The sequence below is a fragment of the Caminibacter sp. genome (genome assembly GCF_053999135.1).
In genome coordinates this window covers 1-5379 of the sequence record NZ_JBMXVQ010000011.1, presented here as the reverse complement: position 1 = coordinate 5379, position 5379 = coordinate 1, and the positions used below count along the sequence as shown (strand labels likewise).

Below are 5379 nucleotides of genomic sequence, written 5' to 3'. Positions count from 1 at the left end.
TCTTTAATATCACTATAAAATCCGGCCTCTTTTGCAAAATTTTCAATTGCTTCAATAGCTCCCGTTATTTCTGGGTTTTTGTTTGCAAGTCTGAATTTCCTGCCGACTTTTTCAACAGCAAATCCCGCGTCAGGCAAATATTCGTTTAAATATCTGCTAGCAGTCCTTTCACTCATTCCGTAATCATCCATTAAACCCTTAATCGTTACATATCCGCCACTGTAAAGGATGTTTAGGATTTTAAGGAGATTATTTAGGGTGTCTTTTGTTCTCATAAGCTGCCTTTTTTATACAATTATATCCGATTATATGTCATAGTGTGGCGGGTTTAGATAGCACTGACTAAATAAGAAACAACTGTAAATTTTATTGTAGTAAAAATGTTTAAAAATTTGCTCTCTTGTAAATGTATTCGCCAATAATCAATCAGCCTTATATCTAAAATAACGTTTATTATCTTTTTTAACAATTTCCTCCAAATTATCCAGATAATCAAGATAAGCCACGATGTATTTACGGCTCATAGGCATATGCTCTTTAAATTTTTTAATATCAATATATCCTTCTTTTTCAATAATTTCTTTCATTTTTTTTATTGCCAGATTTATATTTTTATCCGTAACAAACAGATTATGGGCAAGTCGTATGACTTTTTTAGCAGCTGTGAGCTTTTTCATGGCATTATCCCCTACTTTTCTGTCGATATTTAATTTTTCATAAATATTATACGGAGCTTCGGGGGTCAGTCCGGAATTATCAAGCAGCTTATAAAGCCTGTGTTCCACGGATTTTGTAATATCCACTCCTTTTAAATCTTTTCGTTTGTAAATATTATCTTCTATAATAAGATATCCTTCTTTTACAAACTCATCAAGAACGTTTTTAATAAGTTTGTCACTTGCCCATTTGATTCTCAGTTGAAGAGATGCCGGAGACAGAAAAGCAAACCTGTTTTTTTCGTAAATATTTTTAACAATATGTCGAATCTCATTTTTAACATCGGCGGAAAAAATATTGTAATTTTCTTCGTCTATAAAGACATTTTTCAGCTCTTTTGCTATTTCAAGAGCTTCTTGAGGCGTTAAATTAAATCTTTGATAACTTTGAAGAAGTCCAAATCCCCTTTTATGATTTTGAACTAAAATTTCAAAAGCGCTCTTAAAATCTTTTTCATTAAGAGCTTTTAGGAGTTTTAATTTTTTCTTTTTTTTAATAGGGTCGCTGATAGGATTTAATACTTTTCCGCCTCCTACCACGCGCCCTTTATGAAGAATTACAAAAGGGTCTTCAAAAACCAAAAAAACTTTTTCATCAAGTTTTAAAGTAGCATACCCTTCTTTATCTTCCGGATTAAACATCAAAACTCTTCCCGGAATTTTCTTTGCCCCGCTTATAAACAAAATCTCCATATTGTGGAAAAGTTCTTTATCTTCAACCGGTTTTACGAATACGTCAATTTGCTTAAATCCCCTTAAATAACCTTTGGTTGAAAGAAGATAGCCTTTTTTTAATTCTTTATGGCTGATATTAAGATTTATTGCAACCCTTTGATGTGTATAGGCTTCCTCTACGTTTTCTCCGTGGACCTGGAGGTTTTTAACGGTGGTGAGGGTCTTAGTTTCGTTTATGAATATTTTATCTTTTAATTTAACCTGCCCGCTTAAAACGGTTCCGGTTACGACCGTCCCTATACCTTTTAAAGAAAACACCCTGTCTATATAATATCTGAAAAATTTAGAATGGCTAATTTTTCTTGGCGGCAGGTTAAAAAGATACTCTTTTAACTTTTCTATACTTTTTTTGTCATAAATCGACGTTTCAAAAATTTCAAGCAATTCTAAATTTTCATATTTTGCCACTAAATTTTTTATTTCGTTTTTTCTTTTTTCAATTGTTTCTTTATCTGCTAAATCGCATTTTGTAAGAGCTACTATTATGTTTTTAACTTTAAGGATATTTAATACTTCTAAATGTTCTATGGTCTGTGGCATTATACCTTCGTTTGCGTCTATTGCAAAAAGCGAAGCGTCAAATCCAAACGCTCCACTAATCATATTTTTTACAAGTTTTTCATGTCCCGGGACGTCTATAAAAGCTACGTTTACATCACCTCTTTTCATATTGGTAAAACTAAGATCAATCGTTATCCCTCTTTCTTTTTCTTCTTTAAGCTCATCACCGTTATATCCGGTCATAGCTTCTATAAGAGATGTTTTACCGTGGTCTACGTGACCGGCCGTTCCTATAATTACATTACGCATTTTTCACCTCACAAGTTATAATAGAATTTATAATTTGGGCTAATTTTTCTATTTCATCATCCTGAATACTTCTCATATCTAAAACAAAACGTTCGTTTTCTATTCTTCCTATTACAAGATTTTTACGCATATTTTCTTCCCATTTTTTGGCATTGCCTTTTATTTCCACTATTGTAGTCGGGATTTTGCGGTTTGGCATCGTCCCCCCTCCTACATATGTATGTGAATTTTTAATTTCGGCTTTTAGGGCGGGAGTTAAAGATAAAAGTTTTTTGGCTTTTTTTACCAAATCTTCTTCGGTCTGGAATATTGATTTTAGAGTCGGTATTTTTTCATATTCTTCTTTTATATACGCCATAGCAGTGGCTTCTATAATAGAGAGTGTTATTTTATCTACTCTAAACATTCTTAATATCTGATTTTTTTTGAGTTTATCTATCAGCTCTTTTTTACCGAGAATTATACCCGCCTGAACGCTTCCAAAAAGCTTATCGCCGCTGAAACTCACTAAACTCGGATTTAGTTTCATAATCTCATTAATAGGAGGTTCGTAGTTTGTAAGCCCGTAAGGTAGTTTTGGAATATATGCGCTTCCCAAATCATAATAATCCAGCAAACCTTTTGAACGGGCTAAATTTATAATCTCTTCCAAACTTGCTTCTTCGCTGAAACCTTCTATTGAATAGTTTGATTTATGGACTTTCATAAGCATTGCTGTATTATCGCTAACAGCCTCTTCATAATCTTTAATTTTTGTTTTATTGGTGGTTCCAACCTCTACAAGTTTTGCCCCGCTTGCCTTCATAACCTCAGGAACCCTGAAACTTCCTCCGATTTCTACCAATTCTCCTCGCGAAACTATTACTTCTTTATCTTTAGCAAAAGTATTTAGTATCAAAAATACCGCAGCCGCGTTATTATTTACAATAAGAGCACTTTCGCTGCCAAACAGGTGACTTAATATTTTTGCGCTGTGGTGATACCTGTCGCCTCTTTTGCCTTTTTCAAGGTCATATTCGAGGTTGCAGTAATGAGTGGAACGCTCCTTTGCGTAATCGAAAATTTCCGGGTCTATAAGACTTCTTCCTAAATTCGTATGAACGGTAATACCCGTAGCGTTTATTACATTTACAATAGAAGGCTTTAAAATATTTTCGGCTTTTGTTTTAATTTCATTTATAATTTCATCTTCGCTTACAGCAGTTATCTGCCCGGATTTAATACCGTCTCTGATTTTTTGAAGCGTCTGCTGTATTAAGGGAGTGAGAATTTTTTTGGGGATATAGTTTAATTTCTTTTCTATTTTATCCACTTTTGGGATTTGTCTAAAGAGATTCATACTATACCTTTGTGTAATGCCGCCGGCATTTTTGATATTATTGTAACAAAAAAGGTTTACTAATGAAACTTGCTATTCCGGCATGCGGAGAATATATGACTTCAAAATACTGCCCAGATTTTGAAGAGTGTGAATATCTGATTATTTACGATACAAAAACAAAACAGTATGCTTCAAGAAAATCACCCTCTTTTTATTCCAAAAATCCTGAAGATTTAAAAAACTTTTTAAAAGCGATAATGATTAAAAACATTATTACCGGTAAAGATTTGGATGATAAATATTTTAAAGTTTTTAAACTAAAAGATAAAAATCTGACGGTTGAGGAGGCTATAATCAAATATACAGAGGAAAATTAAGATTTATATGATTTTAATAAGTTTTTCCTCTTTTTCTTTTACATTTCCTATAATTTTCGCAAACACCCCTTCGTTTTGGGCTCTTTTTAAATATTCAGCGGCTTTCTCCTGAGGAAGGGATATTAAAAGACCCCCGCTTGTCTGAGCGTCATACAAAATCATCCGCTCTTCAAAACTAAGCTCCTTTACAAACTCCACATATTTTTCCACAAATATCTGATTGTTATAGTTTCCCGCAGGTATAATCCCCATACTCGCCTGATTTATTGCTTCTTTTAAAAAAGGGACTTTTTCAAATTCCACTTCAATGGTAAATTTACCGCCGCTCATTTCGTAAAGATGCCCTAAAAGCCCAAACCCCGTAACATCCGTCATGGCATTTACTCCGACATCCATTGCTATAAGACTTGCTTTGTAATTGAGTGTCCTTAGAATTTCGGCAACTTCCCCTGCCACCTCATCGCTTATCAAATCCGCTTTTATAGCAGTGGTTAAAATACCCATTCCAAGGGGTTTTGTGAGAATTATTACATCATCTTTAACTAAAGTATTGTTTCTTATCATTTTATCCGGATTTACAATCCCCGTAACACTCAGCCCGTAAAGCATCTCCGGCGTTTCTATAGTATGACCTCCGGCAAGAACGCCTCCGCACTCTTTTATTTTATCTTCACCGCCTTTTAAAATTTCTTTTAATACCTCGCGTGAGTGATGGCACGAATCAAACCCCACAAGATTAAGTGCTGTTTTCACATCCCCGCCCATGGCAAACACGTCGCTTAGCGAATTTGCCGCCGCTATCTGTCCGTAAACGAAAGGGTCGTCCACCACGGGGGTTATAAAATCAACGGTTTGAACGAGTGCAATATCATCGGTTATTTTATAAATACTCGCATCTTCGTTTCCCTCAAACCCCACAAGCAGGTTTTCATTAGCACATCCAAGAGAGCAGGTAGTGTCGTTTCGCTCCTCCAGAACCAATTTACCCGCTCAGCCGGCTGCTTTCACATATTTTGTAAGTTTTGCTTCATTATTTAATTTTAGCATTAAAATCCTTTATTAAGTCTTTCAGTAATTCTTCATTAATCATTTCTATTTCACTCTTATCATAAATTACAAGCAACACGAAATATCTTTTTTAATGTTTTTATATTTTTTAGACAGTTTTTTAAACTGCTTTTTAAAAATATCGGTAACGTCAAATTTCATCAAGAAAACTTTTTAAATCATAAACTTTACCTTTTTTAACATCATCTAAAGCAATATTAATGTCATTTGCAATTTTTTTCGTATTTTGAACTCTTTTATATTCATAAAGCATTTTTTCAATTGCTTCTACTAAATTATTACTTTTTGTTATATTTTTAATTTCGGTGACAATTTTATCATCCAACACAACATTCATAATTTGCCTTTTTTA

The 5379-nt window shown here is 33.8% G+C and carries 6 protein-coding genes; 1 reads left to right on the top strand and 5 read right to left on the bottom strand.

The window, feature by feature from the left end; translation table 11 throughout:
- The 3 genes from ACXJH6_RS00485 to selA all read right to left on the bottom strand — a co-directional run.
- Positions 1 to 275, bottom strand: a 275-nt coding sequence (locus ACXJH6_RS00485; RefSeq protein ID WP_456469802.1) for a hypothetical protein, incomplete at its 3' end; no start/stop codon positions are given.
- A 147-nt stretch (positions 276 to 422) separates the two neighbouring features.
- On the bottom strand, positions 423 to 2261 hold the full coding sequence (gene selB / locus ACXJH6_RS00480) for a selenocysteine-specific translation elongation factor (RefSeq protein ID WP_456469801.1): 1839 nt from the start codon (positions 2259 to 2261) through the stop codon (positions 423 to 425).
- Positions 2254 to 3600 (bottom strand): L-seryl-tRNA(Sec) selenium transferase, encoded by a 1347-nt coding sequence (gene selA, locus ACXJH6_RS00475; protein WP_456469800.1) that lies wholly within the window; start codon positions 3598 to 3600, stop codon positions 2254 to 2256. Before selA ends, selB begins: the two co-directional genes overlap by 8 nt.
- A 62-nt stretch (positions 3601 to 3662) precedes the next feature.
- On the opposite strand from selA, the gene ACXJH6_RS00470 reads away from it, so the two are divergent.
- Positions 3663 to 3959: a NifB/NifX family molybdenum-iron cluster-binding protein gene (locus ACXJH6_RS00470; RefSeq protein WP_456469799.1), complete on the top strand. Its 297-nt coding sequence runs from the start codon at positions 3663 to 3665 to the stop codon at positions 3957 to 3959.
- Between the two features lie 3 nt (positions 3960 to 3962).
- On the opposite strand, the gene selD is transcribed toward ACXJH6_RS00470, so the two are convergent.
- Positions 3963 to 5006 carry a selenide, water dikinase SelD gene (selD, locus tag ACXJH6_RS00465; protein ID WP_456469798.1) on the bottom strand — a complete coding sequence of 348 codons (1044 nt, stop codon included), beginning with the start codon at positions 5004 to 5006 and terminating at the stop codon, positions 3963 to 3965.
- Between the two features lie 151 nt (positions 5007 to 5157).
- Positions 5158 to 5364, bottom strand: coding sequence for a hypothetical protein (locus ACXJH6_RS00460; RefSeq protein WP_456469797.1), 207 nt, complete (start codon positions 5362 to 5364; stop codon positions 5158 to 5160).
- Between the last annotated feature and the right edge of the window lie 15 nt (positions 5365 to 5379).